The 16,908-nt window shown below is 59.9% G+C and carries 17 protein-coding genes; 7 read left to right on the top strand and 10 right to left on the bottom strand.

Translation table 11 applies throughout. The annotated features are described in order from the left end of the window. Positions 1-134: 134 nt before the first annotated feature. Complete coding sequence (locus tag R5R33_RS09900) at positions 135-836, top strand: hypothetical protein (RefSeq protein ID WP_318952536.1); 702 nt, start codon at positions 135-137, stop codon at positions 834-836. Between the two features lie 307 nt (positions 837-1,143). Beyond that, the gene (locus R5R33_RS09895) at positions 1,144-1,824 is read left to right on the top strand and encodes a hypothetical protein (RefSeq protein ID WP_318952535.1); all 681 of its coding nucleotides are present in this window, start codon (positions 1,144-1,146) and stop codon (positions 1,822-1,824) included. Positions 1,825-1,898: 74 nt separating this feature from the next. On the opposite strand, the gene R5R33_RS09890 is transcribed toward R5R33_RS09895, so the two are convergent. After that, positions 1,899-3,215: a dicarboxylate/amino acid:cation symporter gene (locus R5R33_RS09890; protein WP_318952534.1), complete on the bottom strand. Its 1,317-nt coding sequence runs from the start codon at positions 3,213-3,215 to the stop codon at positions 1,899-1,901. A 155-nt stretch (positions 3,216-3,370) separates the two neighbouring features. On the opposite strand from R5R33_RS09890, the gene R5R33_RS09885 reads away from it, so the two are divergent. The 4 genes from R5R33_RS09885 to phoR all read left to right on the top strand — a co-directional run bounded on the left by R5R33_RS09885 (position 3,371) and on the right by phoR (position 7,232). Continuing rightward, entirely contained in the window at positions 3,371-3,943 is a 573-nt protein-coding gene (locus R5R33_RS09885; protein WP_318952533.1) for a chorismate--pyruvate lyase family protein, read from the top strand. Between the two features lie 26 nt (positions 3,944-3,969). Further along, the gene (gene ubiA / locus R5R33_RS09880) at positions 3,970-4,857 is read left to right on the top strand and encodes a 4-hydroxybenzoate octaprenyltransferase (RefSeq protein ID WP_318952532.1); all 888 of its coding nucleotides are present in this window, start codon (positions 3,970-3,972) and stop codon (positions 4,855-4,857) included. Positions 4,858-4,986: 129 nt separating this feature from the next. Continuing rightward, positions 4,987-5,691 carry a phosphate regulon transcriptional regulator PhoB gene (gene phoB, locus R5R33_RS09875; RefSeq protein ID WP_318952531.1) on the top strand — a complete coding sequence of 235 codons (705 nt, stop codon included), beginning with the start codon at positions 4,987-4,989 and terminating at the stop codon, positions 5,689-5,691. 227 nt (positions 5,692-5,918) lie between these two features. Then, on the top strand, positions 5,919-7,232 hold the full coding sequence (gene phoR / locus R5R33_RS09870) for a phosphate regulon sensor histidine kinase PhoR (protein WP_318952530.1): 1,314 nt from the start codon (positions 5,919-5,921) through the stop codon (positions 7,230-7,232). Positions 7,233-7,313: 81 nt separating this feature from the next. On the opposite strand, the gene R5R33_RS09865 is transcribed toward phoR, so the two are convergent. From R5R33_RS09865 to R5R33_RS09850, 4 genes are all read right to left on the bottom strand, one after another. After that, complete coding sequence (locus R5R33_RS09865; protein WP_318952529.1) at positions 7,314-7,670, bottom strand: hypothetical protein; 357 nt, start codon at positions 7,668-7,670, stop codon at positions 7,314-7,316. Between the two features lie 45 nt (positions 7,671-7,715). Beyond that, positions 7,716-8,312 (bottom strand): DUF938 domain-containing protein, encoded by a 597-nt coding sequence (locus tag R5R33_RS09860; protein ID WP_318952528.1) that lies wholly within the window; start codon positions 8,310-8,312, stop codon positions 7,716-7,718. A gap of 17 nt (positions 8,313-8,329) precedes the next feature. Continuing rightward, positions 8,330-9,109, bottom strand: coding sequence for a peroxide stress protein YaaA (yaaA, locus tag R5R33_RS09855; RefSeq protein WP_318952527.1), 780 nt, complete (start codon positions 9,107-9,109; stop codon positions 8,330-8,332). Between the two features lie 158 nt (positions 9,110-9,267). Beyond that, the gene (locus tag R5R33_RS09850) at positions 9,268-9,759 is read right to left on the bottom strand and encodes a DUF4265 domain-containing protein (RefSeq protein WP_318952526.1); all 492 of its coding nucleotides are present in this window, start codon (positions 9,757-9,759) and stop codon (positions 9,268-9,270) included. Between the two features lie 101 nt (positions 9,760-9,860). Between R5R33_RS09850 and R5R33_RS09845 the strand changes: the two genes are divergently transcribed. Further along, positions 9,861-11,153, top strand: coding sequence for a M48 family metalloprotease (locus tag R5R33_RS09845; RefSeq protein ID WP_318952525.1), 1,293 nt, complete (start codon positions 9,861-9,863; stop codon positions 11,151-11,153). Between the two features lie 80 nt (positions 11,154-11,233). Here the strand turns inward: R5R33_RS09845 and R5R33_RS09840 are convergent, their stop codons facing one another. The 5 genes from R5R33_RS09840 to pstC all read right to left on the bottom strand — a co-directional run bounded on the left by R5R33_RS09840 (position 11,234) and on the right by pstC (position 16,786). Continuing rightward, positions 11,234-12,037: a putative porin gene (locus R5R33_RS09840; protein WP_318952524.1), complete on the bottom strand. Its 804-nt coding sequence runs from the start codon at positions 12,035-12,037 to the stop codon at positions 11,234-11,236. 444 nt (positions 12,038-12,481) lie between these two features. Continuing rightward, the gene (phoU, locus tag R5R33_RS09835; RefSeq protein WP_318952523.1) at positions 12,482-13,177 is read right to left on the bottom strand and encodes a phosphate signaling complex protein PhoU; all 696 of its coding nucleotides are present in this window, start codon (positions 13,175-13,177) and stop codon (positions 12,482-12,484) included. A gap of 24 nt (positions 13,178-13,201) precedes the next feature. After that, entirely contained in the window at positions 13,202-14,077 is an 876-nt protein-coding gene (pstB, locus tag R5R33_RS09830) for a phosphate ABC transporter ATP-binding protein PstB (protein WP_404810360.1), read from the bottom strand. Between the two features lie 35 nt (positions 14,078-14,112). Beyond that, complete coding sequence (gene pstA / locus R5R33_RS09825; protein WP_404810396.1) at positions 14,113-15,405, bottom strand: phosphate ABC transporter permease PstA; 1,293 nt, start codon at positions 15,403-15,405, stop codon at positions 14,113-14,115. 1 nt (position 15,406) lies between these two features. After that, a complete protein-coding gene (gene pstC, locus R5R33_RS09820; RefSeq protein WP_318952521.1) occupies positions 15,407-16,786 on the bottom strand; it encodes a phosphate ABC transporter permease subunit PstC in 1,380 nt (459 codons plus the stop codon). Between the last annotated feature and the right edge of the window lie 122 nt (positions 16,787-16,908).

Below are 16,908 nucleotides of genomic sequence, written 5' to 3'. Positions count from 1 at the left end.
GATGGCAGCCTGCTCCAAAAGGCCTATTCAGGCCGCTAAAACAGCAGGGTGACCCAGTCACCGGAGCCGCGCCTCGGCCGTGCCGAGTGAGACCAGTAACGTCCAGCGATCGCGCAATTCACAGGAAGATTCTTTTGAACAGCTTTTTCAAGCACCATCTTGTTTCCACCACCGGCCGCGTGGCCCTCTGCGCCCTGTTGACGCTTAGCGCATCACACGCCCAGGCTCAGGGTCTTTTCGGCGGCAGCGCCGACAGCCCGCTGCCCGAAATCACCCTGGCGCGCACGGTAGTTGCCGCGGACATACCCACACCGCTGCAGGGCAACGATATGGAAGCACTGCTGGCGCAGGCCGCTTCCGGACAGGGACTGACCGCTGCGCGGGACGCCGCCACCCGCGAATTCAGCGAACAGCTGCGCAACAAGCTCGACGCCGCACTGCGCGCCTTCTTCACCGACGAAGAGGTACCACTGGGGGCCAGTAATAGCTCGCTGACCTTGTACAACTTCTTCGATATCTCTGTGGTCAAGCAACTCAGCGGCCTCAAGAATAATGGCGAGCACGAACTGGAACGCGGCAACCTGAGTGCCAGTGGCGATTACCATTTTCGCCTGCAGGATCCGAGCGGGCAGGTAGTGCTGGAGAAGCGCCTGGATATCGCCGACCTGCGCTTGAAGGGCAGCTACCAGGTCAAAACCTACAGCAACGGCCAGGAAGCGGAAGACAGCACCCCGGCAGAGCTGGAGAAGTTGCTCGACAACCTGGTGACACGCGTTATCAACCGCATCGAAGACGATCTGGAAGCAGACAGCCTGCGCAAACTCGCCGGCGGCTGATCCTGTACCGGCGGTGGATACCCGATTATCCGCCGCCGCAAAGGTACCGCTGTCCCCCCTGCACCTGTTCCTCCCGCAAGCCTCCCCCGCAGCGCACCCCCCCCAAGCGCTACCCCAATTCATAATTTCTCGCCGAGATGCTGTGCGCAAAAAAGACTACTACTGACGCAAAAGTCACGGAAAAATTTTGCTCTCTGTAGCGATAAATGGCAGCCTGTCATGGCAACTTCATAAAAAACAGAGCGAAGCCATTCGCCAAGCTGCACCCAATACATCCCGGTATAAAAAAGAAAACAGGGAGAGATGAATGAGAACCTCGACGTTGCGCAGACTGGCTCTCGCCGGCCTGCTGAGTATCGGTTTTTGCGCCCAGTCCCAGGCCCAGAGCGGTTTCTGGGGAGGCGACGAACATACCCCAAGCCTGGTTATTGCCCCCACCCAAATCCAGATCGATGTGCCCATGCCGGTTTCCAGCGGCAACCTGGAACTGATGCTGGCCCAGGCCGGCAGCAACGGCGGGCTCGCAGACCTCAAACAGCAGGCGATTCGAACCTACACCCAACACCTGCACAGCGAACTGGCCAGGGAACTGTACGAATATCTCGACGATGAAGAGGTGCCGCTGGTGCAGGAAAATGGCGTGCTGAATCTGCAGAACACGCTCGATCTGAGGGTGATAAAAAACCTGGCCGGCATGAAGCCCAAGGGGGATTACGACCTGGAGCAGGGCAGTGTCGCGATTAGGGGCGAATTTCGCTACGCACTCAGCAACCGCAACGGTGTCGCGCTGCGCGAGCAACGAATCAGCATCGACGATATGAAGATCAGTAGAAAATACCTGACACGTATCTACCACGATGGCCGTGAAAGCGATGACAACACTGAAGAGGCCATCAAAAAGGCACTCAGCCAAATGGTCGAACGACTGGTGGAATCCATGGAGGAAAACCTGGAGGCGGACCAGCTGCGGGAAATGGCCACGCTGTAGCGCCGTTGCATACGCTGTACAGTGGACAAACAAAAAGGGCTGCAATTGCAGCCCTTTTTGTTTCGGGTTCGGTATCAGGAAATGGCGGAGCGCCCGCGCTCTTGGCCGTTGTCCATCACACTGTGGTAAGTGTCATCATTGAAGGTGTCGAGATGCAGCGCGCCCTCGCTCTTGGCCACAATCGCACTCACCACCGCATCGCCGGTAATGTTCACCGCGGTGCGCACCATATCCAGCAGGCGATCCACACCCATCACGATGGCGATCCCCTCCAGCGGCAGGCCCACCTGCTGCAGCACCATCGCCAGCATGATCAGGCCCACACCCGGTACACCGGCGGTGCCGATGGAAGCAAGGGTCGCGGTCAGGATCACGGTGAGATAGCCCATCAGGCCGATCTCGATGCCATACAGCTGGGAAATAAATACCGTCGCCACGCCCTGCATGATCGCGGTGCCGTCCATATTGATGGTGGCCCCCAGGGGAATGGTGAATGAAGCCACCTTGTTATCCACACCCAGGCGCTTTTCCACGGTGGAAAGCGTAACCGGAATGGTGGCCGCTGAAGATGCGGTACTGAAGGCAAACACCATCGCCGGGCGCATCTTCTTCAACAACTTCACCGGATTCAGGCCCGACAGTAACTTCAGCAGCAGGGGGTAAACGCCGAAGGCGTGCAGCAGCAGCGCGCCCAGCACTACAAGGAAGTACTTCAGCAGCTGCAGGATCGCGTCCAGGCCCAGCTGTGCGATCTTGTTCGCCAGCAGTGCGAACACCCCATAGGGCGCAAATACCATCAGCACCGATACCATGCGCATGATCACTTCGTTCAGGTCATTGAAGAAACCCGCGATGCGCTGCCCCGGCTTGCCACTGCGGGAAATTGCGTAGCCCATCAGCAGCGCGAACACGATGATCTGCAGCATATTGCCCTTGGCCATCGCGTCCACCGGGTTGGTGGGGAAAATATTGACCAGCATTTCCGACAGCGGCGGTGCTGGTTTCGGCTCGAACGTCGCGCCCGTGGCCATTCCCTCCATGCCCGCGCCGGGCTGGATTACCAGCGCCAGCAGCAGCGCCAGCGAAATCGCAATCGCGGTGGTCACCAGGTACAGCAGCAGCGTCTTGCCCGCCAGCACCCCGACACGACTGCCCTCCGACAGCGCGCAGGCACCGCAGATCAGTGACACCAGTACCAGCGGCACCACCATCAGCTTCAGGGAAGCAATAAAGATCTTGCCGACAATGTCGAACAGGCCATTGGTCAGGTAGTTGTTGATGAACCCGGTAACACCTTCACCGAGGATCTGGCTGGTATTTAAGAAATTGAACAACAGGCCGACCGCGATACCCGCGATCATGGCCAGTACGATTTTTTTGGTGAGCCCCATGGTCCGTCCTGTTTTTATTGCCAGCTTCTGCGCGGCTTTACTTACTCGTGGCTGGTACTATATCGGCAGCGCCCGGGTCGGGCAAAACCCAACCATTTCCCCAGCGGTTTGGTCGGGTACAATGCGGTCATATTTGAACCGTCGCGGAGTCACCGTTGTACCACTCCCCATTTGAACCCATCGGCGACTGGCACCCGCATCCGCTGGATACCCTCCACGGACAAACGCCACCGGAAGCGCTGCTGCCGTGGCTTCTGCACCCCGGCTCACTCACCGCCGCGCTCAAACACCACAGCAGCGGCGAGTTTAGCGTACAGATCCTCAACCAGGGCTGGCAGCAACCGCGCCTCGAAGAGCGCCGCGCCCTCAACCTGCGCGATAAATCCCTCGCGCTGGTACGCGAGGTCCTGCTCTGCGGACGCGGCCAACCGTGGGTCTACGCCCGCAGCATACTCCCCGAGCGCTCGCTCGCCGGCAAACACCGCCACCTGCGCAGCCTCGACAACCGCCCGCTGGGCGAACTGCTGTTCAGCCGGCCTGACATGCGCCGCGGCCCCATCGTCCTCAACCAGCTCGCGCGCAATCCCCAATCCTCGCTGGAAGCGCTCGCCGACATGGCTCCGCGCGCTTGGGGCCGCCGCTCCACCTTCTGGCTCGGCGACAAACCCCTGCTGGTTGCGGAAACCTTCCTCAGCAGTTTCAATCCCCATAGCCCGCCCAGCGCCTGAGCGGGAGTGAATTCCGGGAAAATCCAATGCAAGTGATCAGCCAACAGATACAACAGCGCTGGCCGCAGATACTGCCCTACTGGCAGCTGGCCCGTCTCGACCGCCCCATCGGTTCACTACTGCTACTGTGGCCCACCTGGTCGGCACTGTGGATCGCCGCGAAAGGCTGGCCCGGTCTGCATCTGTTCGCAGTATTCACCCTCGGTGTGATCCTCACGCGCGCCGCCGGCTGCGCCATCAACGACTTTGCCGATCGCAATATTGACGGCCATGTGAAGCGCACCAACCAGCGCCCGCTGGCCACCGGTGCAGCCACCGCCAGAGGCGCTCTGCTGCTGTTTGCCGGGCTGATGCTGCTGGCGTTCCTGCTGGTGCTCACCACCAATCAGCTTACCGTGCTGTTGTCGCTGCCGGCGCTGGTATTGGCCTTCTGCTACCCCTTCGCCAAGCGCTACACCCACCTGCCGCAGGTGGTGCTCGGTGCCGCCTTCAGTATGGGTATCCCCATGGCATTCGCGGCGGTGCAAGGGGAAGTGCCGGCGGTGGCCTGGCTGATCTTTACCGCCAACCTGCTGTGGACCGTGGCTTACGACACCTTTTACGCCATGGTGGACCGGGATGACGACCTAAAAATTGGCGTCAAATCCACCGCCATCCTGTTCGGCGACATGGACCGGGTGATGACCGGCAGCCTGCAGGTTATGGTGGTTTTTGCGCTGCTGATGCTGGGCAGCCGCGAGGCGCTGGGCGCGCTGTATTACTGTGGGGTGGCGATTGCCGCGGCGCTGTTCAGCTACCAGCAGTGGCTGGTACGGGATCGACAACGAGACCCCTGCTTCAAGGCATTTTTAAACAACAATTTGGTCGGCGCGGCGATTTTTTTGGGTATTTTTTTCCACTTCCTCGCCAGTTGAAGTTGGCTTTACCCGGCAAAGTCGTGATTGCCAAACACCTGTCATATATTTGTCATTAAAGTGACGTTAAATGGCCACTCTGAGAAAAGTCAGTTAAGTGACACCAACCAGTTAGGGTATGGCAGGCAGATGCACAGCAAAACGATCCTTATAGTCGACGACGAAGCCCCGGTACGGGACATGCTGCGAATTGCGCTGGAGATGGCGGACTACCGCTGCCTCGAGGCGGAAAACGCACAGACGGCACACGCGCTGGTGATCGACGAGAAGCCGGATCTGGTGCTGCTGGACTGGATGCTGCCGGATGTATCCGGGGTTGAGCTGGCCCGCCGCCTGAAGCGGGATGAGCTGACATCCTCGCTGCCGATCATCATGCTGACAGCGAAGGGCGAGGAGGATCACAAGATCAAGGGCCTGGAAACCGGCGCTGACGATTACATCACCAAGCCGTTTTCTCCCCGCGAGTTGGTAGCGCGCCTCAAGGCGGTGCTGCGACGTACTGGCCCGAGTGCACCGGAGGAGCCGCTGACCGCGGGCGGCCTGGTGCTGGACCCGATCAGCCACCGGGTGACGATCAATGGCCAACCGGTGGATATGGGACCCACGGAGTTCCGTCTGCTGACGTTTTTCCTGTCGCATCAGGAGCGCGCCTATACCCGTACGCAGCTGTTGGACCATGTGTGGGGCGGCAATGTGTATGTGGAGGAGCGCACCGTAGACGTGCATATCCGCCGCCTGCGCAAGGCGCTGACCATCGACGGCCACGAGCGCTATATCCAGACCGTACGCGGCACCGGCTACCGCTTTTCTGTACAGACCGTGGAAAGGGTGTAAGCTCCTTCTCCAGATTTGTGTGACTCCGTGGAGAGTCCAGTGGCGGCCGGCCACCGGGTATGCGTTTTTGAAACCGCTGTAAATACATCCCTGTACGCTGCGTCGGCGACGTCCATGTCGCCGACGCTTTCAAAAACACATACCCGGCACCCGACCTTCGCTTAGAATTCTGCGGACTGCTTTTCAGTCTGCGGAATTCACCCACCTATTCAGATGGCCCAACCATCATGCTCGATCGAAGTATTGGCGAGTTCTCGCGCTTTATCGTTATCGCCCTAGGCACCACCATCCTCGGTTTCTCCAGTGGCCACTGGTGGATGTCGCTGTGTGCCGGCCTCGCCGTGTACCTGTTTTGGCTGCTGTGGCAACAGAACCAGTTCGATCACTGGCTGAGCAACGGCCGCCGCGGCCCGGCGCCGACAAGCTTCGGGGTGTGGGGGGATATTTCCGACGATTTCTATCGCATGCAACGCCGCCACCGCAAGGAAAAGCAGAAGCTGCACTCCATGCTGCGCCGGGTACAGGACAGTACCAGCGCGCTGCGCGAGGGCATTGTGGCGCTGGAGGACGAGGGGAATCTGGCTTGGTGGAACCCGGCAGCGGGGCAGATGTTGCGGCTGCAGGCGGATGACGCGGGCCAGCCGCTGGTCAATTTCGTGCGCGATCCACGATTTGTGGAGCATATGTACAACCGCATGTTCGGTCGCGGCCGGCCGTCGCTGGAGCCGATTACGCTGCCGGCGCCGGGGGATGACTCCCGCATCCTGACTATGGAGGTGACGCGCTTCGGTCACGATGAGGCGCTGGTGATCGTGCGCGACGTGACGCGACTGCACAATCTCGAGCAGATGCGGCGGGATTTTGTGGCGAACGTTTCCCACGAGCTGCGCACACCGCTGACGGTGATTGCGGGTTATCTGGAAACCCTGCAAATGAGCGGCCAGGCGCCGCGCAACTGGGAACGGCCACTGTCGCAGATGAGCGAGCAGACGGTGCGCATGACCGGGCTGGTAAATGATCTGCTGTTACTGGCGCGACTGGAGACGTCCGAGCGCGAGAGCGGCCGCGACAAGGTTTCGGTGCGGCAATTGATGGAGCAGGTAGCCGGTGAAGCCCGGTCATTGAGTGGCGGGCGTCACGAGATTTCGGTGGAGTGCATTGAAGACTGCACGATTACCGGCACATCCGGGGAGCTGCACAGCGCATTCGCAAATCTGGCGTTCAACGCGGTCAAATACAGCCCGGATGGCGGTCCCATTGAGCTGCGCTGGCGGCTGGATGCGGCCGGTGGACATTTTTCCGTGAAGGACTGCGGTATCGGCATAGATCCGGTACACATTCCGCGTCTCACCGAGCGGTTCTACCGCGTGGACGCAGGTCGCTCGCGGGAGAGCGGCGGCACCGGCCTCGGCCTTGCCATCGTCAAACACGTGCTGCTGCGCCACGGCGCCAACCTCTCGGTCACCAGTGTGCCCGGCCGCGGCAGTACGTTTACCCTCAATTTCCCCACACAGAAACTGACACTGACCAATTCGGCCTGAGTCTTCAGCCCTGTGGCAGCCAGGACAGTGAGAGCGCTGTGATTAAAAAAGGCCCGCGAGGGGCCTTTTCGGAAACCGGGGTCAGTTCAATTCCTCGAGCGTTCGCTCTTCACCACCGGTGCGATAGCGCACTTCACCATCGCTGACGGGAACCGCGGTTCTAGTAATGGTGATGTGCACCAGCTTGCGGGCACTGTCGCGGATCAGCAGATGTTCCCGCCCCTCGTCGTCTGCCGGCAGGCTGTGCTCGCCGGTGAGGCCGTCGCGCAGGGCACGCAGCTGCGGTACGTCGCGATAGCGGTCCAGGTCTTTTGATAGTTTGTACTTCATGCGCTCGGACTCCTCCAGCGCAGCGGCGGTTTCGCGGTATTTGGCAAAGAAAAAGACCGCGGCGATGCCGGCGAAAATGGCGAGGGTTGTTTCAAACCATGGGGGCATAGTGCGCTCCTGTATTCCTGATTCTGTTGTGTTCCGGTGTCGGGCTCAGGCCCGCCAAACCAGCAATTGGTTATGGGCGGGCAGGAAATTGTTTTCCGTTCTGCGCAGCCCCTGCGCCTCTGCGAGCTGGTCCAGCCACTCGAGATCGCGAATCCCTCGCAGCGAGTCCTGCTCCTTCAGCCACACATCGAAGTCCGCATTGCCGGAGCCGATATAGTTGCCGGCGATTTTCATCGGACCGTAAACGATCAGCTGACCGCCGGGCTCAAGCACCTGCGGCAGGCGCGCGAAGAAGCTCTCCACTGCACTCGCCGGCATGATATGCAGTGTATTGGCGGTAAACAGCGTATCCACGCGCAATTGCGGCCATTCCCCGGTAACATCCAGCGGCAGCGGCGGCGGCAGGTTGTCGGCGGGGCTGCTGGCGAGCCACGCCTGCACTTCGTGCAGATTCTGCACGCGCTCCGAGGTCTGCCAGAGCAGATGCGGCAGGCGCGGGGCAAAGTACACCGCGTGCTGGCCGGTGCCGCTGCCCACTTCCAGTACCCGGCGACTGTGCGCCAGCAGGCGCCGCAGCTGCTCGAAAATCGGCTCGCGGTTGCGGCCGGTGGAAGGGGCATCGGGCAGTTTTACATCGGCCATAAGTTCACCGCCGGTCGTCAGGCCGGCTGCTCATCCCGCAGAAACACCCAGTCATTGCCTTTGGAGTGCTCCTCACTGAAGTAGTAGCCAGCGACGTCGAAGTCTTTCAGCTGCGCCGCCTTTTTGACCCGGTTGTCGATGGCCCAGCGACTCATCATGCCGCGGGCTTTTTTGGCAAAGAAGCTGATCATCTTGTACTGGCCGTTTTTCCAGTCCTTGAAATGCGGGGTGACGATGTCCGCCTCGAGGTTTTTCGGCTGCACCGACTTGAAGTACTCGGTGGACGCGAGATTCACCAGCTCCCGGCTTTTCAGCGCCTTCAATTGCTCGTTGAGCGCCGCGGTGATTTTGCCATCCCAGTATTCGTACAGGTTCTTCCCGCCCTTATTGGCGAATTTGGTACCCATCTCCAGACGGTAGGGCTGCATCAGGTCCAGCGGGCGCAGCAGGCCGTAGAGGCCGGAGAGCATGCGCAGATGTTTTTGCGCAAAGTCGAAATCGCGCTTGTGCATGGTCTCGGCCTCGAGACCGGTATACACATCGCCCTTGAACGCCAGCAGCGCGGGGCGGGCGTTGTCGTCGGTGAACGGCCGTTTCCAGCTGTGAAAGCGATCGTAATTGAGCAGGCCCAGCTTGTCGGAGATTTTCATCAGCCCGGAGATATCCTGTGGGCTCAGTACTTTCAGCTCTTCAATCAGTGCGGCGGACTCTTTCAGGAAGTCCGGTTGGGTGGTTCCCAGCGCAGGGATGTCACTCTCGTAATCGAGGGTTTTGGCTGGGGAGATAACGATCAGCATACAGCAAGCTCTAATTCAATTTGTGGCCGTATGGGGCCCAAGAAAGCGTAGCGAGCGGGTGGCTGGTAGTGACCGCCGGAGCGCAACAACCGGAGCGTACATATGTACGTGAGGATTGTGAGCACCGCCGGACGCCGCCAGGCGCACGCGCAGTAGCTTTATTCCGGTTTGAGGATGTCCTGCCACCAGTTGAGCGGCGTCTGCCCATCCACCGGATCGTACACATTGCCGTAGTACCAGACACTGTTGGCGCCGTCGCACGCACTGTTGAGGATCTGCTCAATTTCGTCGAAACCGCAGCTCACGTGGATGCTGTACACCAGCAGGCGCGGGCTCTCCATATCCAGTTCGCCGCCGAGTTTCTCGATCTGCGGAGTCAGTTGATCAGAGAGCTTGGTGCTGTCACTGCGGCAGAAGACCCGCACCGCCAGATTGCCGGAGCGCTTCACCAGGTCGAAGCCCGGCTTTTGTGGATCCTGGCGGTTGATCTTGATGGTGTCGCCGCTGGCGATGCCCTTGATAAACGCAGGGGAGCGTACCAGCTGTACGCTGTCGTCCTCGTTGACCTTGACCTGCAACCGCTCCACCACCGGCTCACCATCGGGATTGGTACCGGCAAATAATTCGATAATCTGCAGCGCGGTCGTCATAACCTCATTCTCCGGACTGTGTACAATAATCGGCCTTGAATCCGGCCGCGGCGCCAACCGCGGCCTTGTCAAAAGATCGAACATTATACAGGGAGAGACCTATGATTCCGCGTTCAATTGCAAACCGACTGCTGGCCACGGCGATTGCGGCCTCTGTGACCGCCGGAATCGCTGGCTGTGCGGTCAACCCGGTTACCGGCAAAAAGGAACTGTCGCTGATGTCGCAGAGCCAGGAGGTGGCACTGGGCGCGCAGCAGTATCCGAAGGCGCAGCAGACCCAGGGCGGTGAATACCTGGTCGACCCGGCACTGCAGTCCTACGTCAGCAACGTGGGCCAGAAACTGGCGAAGGTCTCCGACCAGCCCCAGCTGCCCTACGAATTCGTGGTACTGAACAACTCGGTGCCCAACGCCTGGGCGCTGCCGGGCGGCAAGATTGCGGTAAACCGCGGCCTGCTGGTGTTGCTGGAAGATGAAGCCGAGCTGGCCGCGGTGCTAGGTCACGAAATCGTGCACGCCGCCGCGCGCCATTCCGCCGCGGCCATGTCGCAGCAGCAGATCCTCGGTGCCGGCATCGCGATCCTCGGCGCCACCACCCAGAACACCGGCTACGGTGACCTGGTCTCCCTCGGCAGCCAGTTCGGCGGTTCCGCCTACATCGCCAAATACGGCCGCGACAACGAGCTGGAGTCCGACCGCTACGGCATGAAATACATGGCCGCCGCCGGCTACGACCCACAGGGCGCGGTGCGCCTGCAGGAGAAGTTCGTCGAGCTGTCCAAGGGCAACCAGTCCAGCGCGCTCGAAGCGCTGTTCGCGAGCCACCCGCCGTCCCAGTCGCGGGTGAATGCAAACGTCGAGCACGCGAAGAAGCTATCTGCGGGCACAGCCAACCGCACCCAGTACCAGAAGGCGATTGCGCAGCTGAAGCGCGATGCGGATGCCTACAAGAGCTACGACGACGCCGTCGCCGCGGTGGGGAAGAAGGATTACGACCGCGCACTGACACTCACCCGCCAGGCCCAGAAGCTGCAACCCAAGGAGGCTTCCTTCTACGCCTTGGAAGGGGATTTGCTGGCGCAGAAAAAACAGTACACGGAAGCGCTCGCGTCCTATGAGACCGCAGTGCAGAAAAACCCGACCCTGTTCTCCAACTGGCTGATGCGCGGCATGTTGAACGCGCAGCTGAAAAATTTCACCGCCGCTGAGCGCGACCTGAGCCGCTCCACCCAGTATCTGGATACCGCGCACGCGCACTACTACCTGGGACAGGTATACGAACAGCAGGGCAACACCAAGAATGCCTTAAGCCAGTATCAGATCGCCGCGCAGGACAGTGGGGATATTGGCACCAAGGCGCAGGCACGGGTGCAGGAACTGGGTAATCAGGGATAATAATTTCCAGTTGCCGGAAGCAAAAAAAAGCGGGCGAATTTCTTCGCCCGCTTTTTTTATGGGTAATTTCCGAAAAGAAATTACAGCTGAACGGTTACGCCAATGCGGAACATATCCAGATCGTCGAAATCGCGGTTGGAGCCGTAGGCCACTTTGGCGGCAACATTGCGATTGAAGAAATGGGTGGCATTGATTTCGTAATCTTCCACCAATTCGTCGTATGCCACGCCTACAGAGGTGTTTTCGTTGAAGTAAAACTCCAGCGCACCATTCCAGTAGAAGTCAGCACCGTCGGTATCGGTAATACCCAGTTCCGCGGTCAGGTACTGGCCACCGGACAGGGCGGTGAAGTACTTGGAGGAAAGACTGCGGTAATCGAAACCGTCATCAATTTCTGCGGTGAAGCCGATGTAGTCGGTGCCGCTCAGCTGGTGGTTGTATTTACCACGCACGTATACCACGGTGTCTTCATCTTCCATTTTCTCCGCTTCTACTTCGGCGAGCAGGTCGGGAGAAAACAGGAAGCCAGCACCGGCGCTGTATACATTGGTGGAGAACACATCGCTGAACTCACCAAATACCTTCCACTGACCGGTGTAGTATTCGCCACCGAAGGTCACGATTTCATCTTCGACCGGACCGGCATCGACAGACGCAACGCCGCCGTAGATGTTGCTCACCGGCAGAATGTAGTTGAATTCTTTGCGCGGACCCAGGGTGTTCAGGGCTCCGAAATAGTACTGAGACTGAACGCCCAGAATGTCGACGTCTGCACCGCGGTAATCGCGATTTTCATAGTCAGCGTCGGTGAAGGAGTTGTACTGTTCTGCAGCAGCGAAGGCAGAAACCAGCATGAGCGGAAGAGCTGCAAACTTGAACTTCATGGAAGTGTTCCCTGTTTAAATTACATCTGTACGTTTAAATCTGTACTTTCGTACCCGTACCCATTTTTTGCCCTTGGACAAAGGCGGCGCGGATTCTAAGCAATGGAAAATTTCAGTGCAACGATAAGTGTTAAGTGTGACAAGCGTCTCAACTATCGCGTGTTTTCCGTAATGTAACTACAAGTGCAATTACGGAAGTGTGCGCATTCTGTGAGGCGGCGACTGAACCAATGCTGAATAAGACTTAACGAGAGAAAGTGCGCGGCGACTGGCGGTGGCGGCAGAGGTTTTCCAACCCAGTGAAAAACGGCAGCAAGCCATTCCCAATCCAAGCCGGTGCGAAAACACAAAAGGCCGCAATAGCGGCCTTTTGTAAAATTATTTCCAGCGTATTTTTTCGGGATCCGAAACACCGATGGAATCAATATGTGAATCAATCCGCAGTTAGCGCAGATTTTTTTTGTTGCCGTGACGGATGTCCGCGCCTTTCACCAGGTACACCACCTGCTCACAGATGTTCTTGGCATGGTCGCCGATACGCTCCAGTGAACGCAGGGTCCACAGCACGTTCATCACCCGGGAAATACTGCGCGGGTCTTCCATCATGTAGGTGATCAACTCACGAATCGCGCTGCGGTAATCCATGTCCACCTGCTCGTCTTCCGCCAGGGTTTTCAGCGCGGCTTCCACATCGAAGCGGGTGTAGGCGTCGAGGGCGTCGTCCAGCATCTTGCGCACGGCGTTGGCGATATGGCGGATCTCGGTGTAGCCGCGGGGCGCGGTGCCCTCGTCGGTGAGCGCGATGGCCATTTTCGCGATCTTGCTCGCCTCATCGCCCATGCGCTCCAGGTCGCGGGCGTTGCGGATTACCGACATCACCATGCGCAGGTCCGATGCCGCCGGCTGGCGTTTGGCGATAATCAGGGTGGCGTGCTCGTCCAGCTCCATTTCACAGCGGTCGATTTCCTCTTCCACCTGCAGCACCTTTTCCGCCAGCTCGCTGTCGGCGTTGGCCAGTGCGTCTACCGCATCCGCTACCTGACGGGCGACCAGGCCGCCCATCTCCAGCATTTCCGTCTTGAGGCCTTCAAGCTCCTCGTTGAACTGGCGGGAGATGTGTTGATCGAAATGCATTTCCATAATCTCTGTGGGCTCCCCCCAACCTTAGCCGAAACGGCCGGTAATGTAGGCTTCGGTGAGTTCGTGCTCGGGATTGGTGAACACGGTCTCGGTATCGTTGACTTCCACCAGCTTGCCGAGGTGGAAATAGGCAGTGCGCTGACTCACCCGCGCCGCCTGCTGCATGGAGTGGGTGACGATGGCGATGGTGTAGTTCGCGCGCAGCTCGTCGATCAGCTCTTCGATTCGTGCGGTGGCGATCGGATCCAGTGCCGAGCAGGGCTCATCCATCAGAATCACTTCCGGACTCACCGCGATGGCGCGGGCGATACACAGGCGCTGCTGCTGACCGCCGGAAAGGCCGGTGCCGGGCTTGTCGAGACGATCTTTGACCTCATTCCACAGACCGGCGCGACGCAGGCTGTTCTCGACGATTTCATCGAGTTCCGCACGGCGGCTGGCAATGCCGTGAATCTTCGGGCCGTAGGCCACGTTTTCGTAAATGGACTTGGGGAAGGGGTTCGGCTTCTGGAACACCATACCCACCCGCGCACGCAGCGGTACCACATCCACTTTGGGGCCGTAGATCGCATCGCCGTCGAGGCTAAGCTCACCTTCCACGCGACAACCCTCGATGGTGTCGTTCATCCGGTTCAGGCAGCGCAGGAAGGTGGATTTACCGCAGCCGGAGGGGCCGATCATCGCCACCACTTCATTGCGGCCGATATCCAGGCTCACGTCGTGAATCGCCTGGGTTTCGCCGTAAAACACATTGACGTTGCGCATGCGCAGTTTGGCGTCGTCACAGAAGGGGGTGCCGACGGTCTTGATGTTTTCCGCTCTGGTCTTCACAAAATTCTGCTCCGCGGTTGCGTCTTCGGCGGTTGCTGCCGGGCCCGCATTCAGGGTCATGGTACTCATGGCTCTATCTCGTTCGCTATCTTACGCGCTTTCGCTTACCAGCGGCGCTCGAGTTTCTTGCGCAGCCAGACTGCGCAGGTGTTCATGGTGATCAGCACGGCCAGCAGCACCATGATCGCCGCGGAAGTGCGCTCCACAAACGCGCGCTCCGGACTGTCGGCCCAAAGGAAAATCTGTACCGGCAGTACGGTGGACGGGTCGGTGACGCCGTGGGGCACATCGACGATAAAGGCCACCATGCCGATCATCAGCAGCGGTGCGGTTTCGCCCAGCGCCTGTGCCATACCGATGATGGCACCGGTCAGCATGCCCGGCATCGCCAGCGGCAGCACGTGGTGCAGTACAACCTGCATGCGCGAGGCGCCCATGCCCATGGCCGCTTCGCGGATGGATGGCGGCACCGACTTGAGAGAGGCGCGGCTGGAAATGATGATCGTCGGCAGTGTCATCAACGTCAGCACCAGGCCGCCCACCAGCGGCGCCGAGCGCGGCAGTTCAAAGAAGTTGATGAAGATTGCGAGGCCCAGCAGACCGAACACGATGGACGGTACCGCGGCGAGGTTGTTGATATTCACCTCGATCAGGTCGGTCCAGCGGTTTTTCGGCGCGAATTCCTCGAGGTAAATCGCCGCAGCCACGCCGATGGGGAAGGACAGCACCAGCGTCACCAACAGCGTAAACAGCGAACCTACCAACGCCGCACGAATGCCCGCCTGTTCGGGCTCGCGGGAATCGCCGTTGGTAAAGAAGGTTTTATTGAAGCGCTTTTCCATCTCACCACTGGCGAGCAGCGCATTGATCCAGCCCGCCTTCTGCTCGGAAGTGCGGCCGAGAAAACCCTCCTTACTCTTCGACAGGCTTTTCACATAGGTGTCGACGTCGTCGTCGGCGTTCACCCAGATGGTTTCGCTCTGTCCCAGCAGCCCGGGATTACGCTCCAGGCGCTCGCGCAAATCGAAGCCGGCTCCGCTGGAGACCAGCGAATACAGCTCGCGCTTTTCCGAGCGACCGCTGACGTCCGGAAAGCGCTCGCGCAGGGCATTGCGGATCACACCGTCGAAATTCGCCCACGCGAGGCTCTCGTGGTCCACCTTGTCGATGCCGAGTTCCGCCGGGTCGTAATTGACCTGCAGCTGAATCTGGGTCTGCACAAAGGCACTGGCGCCCTTGCTGATGATATCGGTGAACAACACCACCACCGCCAGAATGCCGAACGCGATGCTGGCGATGCCGAGGCCGCGAAACAGTTTTTCCTTGCGGTGGCGGCTGGCAAGCCGTTTGGCGATTCGCTCGCGCACCTGTTGCTGCGTCAGGTTGGTTTGGGTCAGATCAGTCATACTGTTCCCGGTATTTTTTCACTACGTACAGGGCGATAAAGTTCAGAATCAGCGTGCTGATAAACAGCATCAGGCCGAGGGCAAACGCCGCGAGGGTTTTCGGGCTGTCGAATTCCTGGTCGCCCACCAGCAGGGTCACAATCTGTACCGTCACGGTAGTGACGGATTCCAGCGGATTGGCGGTGAGGTTGGCGGCGAGACCTGCGGCCATCACCACGATCATGGTCTCGCCAATCGCGCGGGATACCGCCAGCAGCACACCGCCGACGATGCCGGGCAGGGCGGCGGGAATCACCACCTTGCGCACGGTTTCAGATCTGGTGGAGCCGAGTCCCAGCGCACCGTCGCGCAGGGATTGCGGCACCGCGTTGATCACATCGTCGGACAGTGACGATACGAACGGGATGATCATTACCCCCATCACCAGGCCCGCGGCCAGCGCACTCTCACTGGACGCTTCCAGCCCTACCGATTGGGCCAGGTCGCGAATGAACGGCGCTACCGTCAATGCGGCAAAGAAGCCGTACACCACTGTGGGTACACCGGCGAGAATTTCGATCAGGGGCTTGGCGAAGGCGCGCACCCGTTTGCTCGCGTACTCGGCGAGATAGATCGCCGACATCAGGCCCACCGGCACTGCCACCAGCATCGCGATGGCGGACACCATCAAGGTTCCGGTAAACAGCGGCACCGCACCGAACGCACCACTCGAGCCCACCTGGTCTGCGCGCAGTGCCATCTGCGGGCTCCAGTGCAGTCCGAACAGGAACTCGGAAACCGGCACCGCCTGGAAGAAACGCACGGATTCGAACAGCACCGACAGCAGGATGCCGACGGTAGTAAAGATCGCGGCGCAGGCGCACATCAGCAGAATGGCGCGCAACACCTTTTCCACTTTTTCCCGCGCGCGCAGCTCCGGGGTTACCCGCAACAGCGCATAGGCGCCCAGGCCAATGGCCAGAATCAGGATCAGTGCGGTCTGCAGCCACTGGCCGCTCTGGCGCAGGCTGTTCAGGTGCGCGGCGGCCGCGCTCAGCTGTGGCGTGGCCTCGCCGACAAGATTGCCCGCCGCCAGGTTCTGGATCTGCGCGTACAGCAGGTTCTGCCCGGACAGGGATTCCGGCCGGTCGGTGACACCGCCCAATACCAGAGCGCGAATGATGGCGTCGTCAAACGCCAGCCACACGCCGAGGATGACCAGCGCCGGCAGCCCGCACCAGAGCGCGGTGTGCACGCCGTAATAGCTGGGCAGCGAGGCCAGGCTGCGGACACCGCCGCGACTGCGGGCGGCACTGATGGCGCGGCTGAAGCCGGTGCCGTAGGCCACCAGGATCAGCAGCAACAACAGGGCAAAGAGTGTGGGAGTCTGCATCGAATCGCTCGGTTAACTCACTGGATCATAAACGCCGGCCATTATGGTCGCTTGCGGCCGCATTTGCATGGCGGTGAAAAACCGCGCTCTTTTATACGGAAACGGCCAAGCCCTCAGAGGGC

Source organism: Microbulbifer pacificus, assembly GCF_033723955.1.
GTDB classification, from domain to species: domain Bacteria; phylum Pseudomonadota; class Gammaproteobacteria; order Pseudomonadales; family Cellvibrionaceae; genus Microbulbifer; species Microbulbifer pacificus.
The sequence above is the reverse complement of the archived record's forward strand: the minus strand, read 5'-3'. Positions and strand labels throughout refer to the sequence as shown.